The following is a 1,009-nucleotide window of genomic DNA, read 5'->3' as shown; positions in this document are numbered from 1 at the left end:
CCGCCAGCTCGCGATCGGCGATGCCGCCTTCGGTCATCACGCGGTCTACGGCGAGGTTTAGCTGCTGTTCAATCTGGGCGACGCTCAGCTCGGGAAGCCGTTCATCGCCCCGTCGTCTGTGCCCCTGTAGCGCATGGGCGGCGGCGATGGCCTTCTCGCCCCCTTTGACGGCAACGTACATCAGCACACCTCCACGTGGGTGGTCCGCGGGATTGCCAGCAGGCGCTCGCCGCAGGTCAGGATCAGGTCAATGCCCAGCGGGAACGGGTGCGGGCGCTCGGTCAGTTCGTGAATGATGCACTCCGGCAGCTGCGGCGCGACCATGCGCTCGTCGGCGATGCCTGCCCCCGTGAGGCGCAGCATGCGGCCGCCGCTCAGGCTGGAGACCTGCAAAATCAGGGTGGCGCTGGTCTCCGGGGCGACGGCGCTGCCTTCGCTCAGGGCGTTCAATTGCTCATGACTGATTTGCTCGTCAGCCACGGCAAAAACCGCCTGCTGGGGCTGATCGACCAGCGGAGCGCTGGTGTGAAAACGCAGGTTCTGGCTGGCGATATCGTTCGACAGCGCGCCCGAAAGCCACACCGGGGTGTCGTTGTCGGCAAGCGTCAGCAGCACGCTGGTGGTCGCCAGATTCAGCGGCAGCCAGCCCTGGGAGAGCTGGTGCAGCGAGACGATCGCGCCCGGCTCGCTCATCGCCTTCAGCAGGCGACGAAAACTGTGTTGGGCATCCTGGACGGCCAGGGTAAAAGCAGGTTGAAGCGTCATGCGTTGTCTCCGCGAACGAGCGTAAAGAAGTCGACCCGGCTGGTATTCACTTCGGCCTGACGTGCGGCAATGCGCGCGGCGCGGTCGGCTTCCAGCGGGGTAATAAGGGTTTCCATTAACGTCTGGAAATACGGCTGTTCCTGTAAAAGCGCGTCGATCACCGCGCAGCGCTCGGCGTGCGCTTTGTCGCGCCCCAGCACGTAGCTGTAGCCCAGCGTGCCGCTGTTCAGGCGGATTGCCGCGC

General features: G+C 65.0%; 3 protein-coding genes. All 3 read right to left on the bottom strand.

From position 1 onward, the window contains the following. Positions 1-181: carbon-phosphorus lyase complex subunit PhnI (locus UTM25_RS21755; RefSeq protein ID WP_320715343.1), on the bottom strand; the 181-nt coding region annotated here is incomplete at its 3' end. Further along, positions 181-765, bottom strand: a complete 585-nt coding sequence (gene phnH, locus UTM25_RS21750; RefSeq protein ID WP_047653070.1) for a phosphonate C-P lyase system protein PhnH — start codon at positions 763-765, stop codon at positions 181-183. The genes UTM25_RS21755 and phnH, both read right to left, overlap by 1 nt. After that, positions 762-1,009, bottom strand: a 248-nt coding sequence (gene phnG / locus UTM25_RS21745) for a phosphonate C-P lyase system protein PhnG (protein WP_320715341.1), incomplete at its 5' end; no start/stop codon positions are given. The genes phnG and phnH, both read right to left, overlap by 4 nt.

The organism is Enterobacter sp. 61D5 (genome assembly GCF_034107965.1).
Lineage (GTDB): Bacteria > Pseudomonadota > Gammaproteobacteria > Enterobacterales > Enterobacteriaceae > Enterobacter > Enterobacter cloacae_M.
Note: the sequence above shows the minus strand (reverse complement) of the source record. Positions and strands in the feature narration are given on the sequence as shown.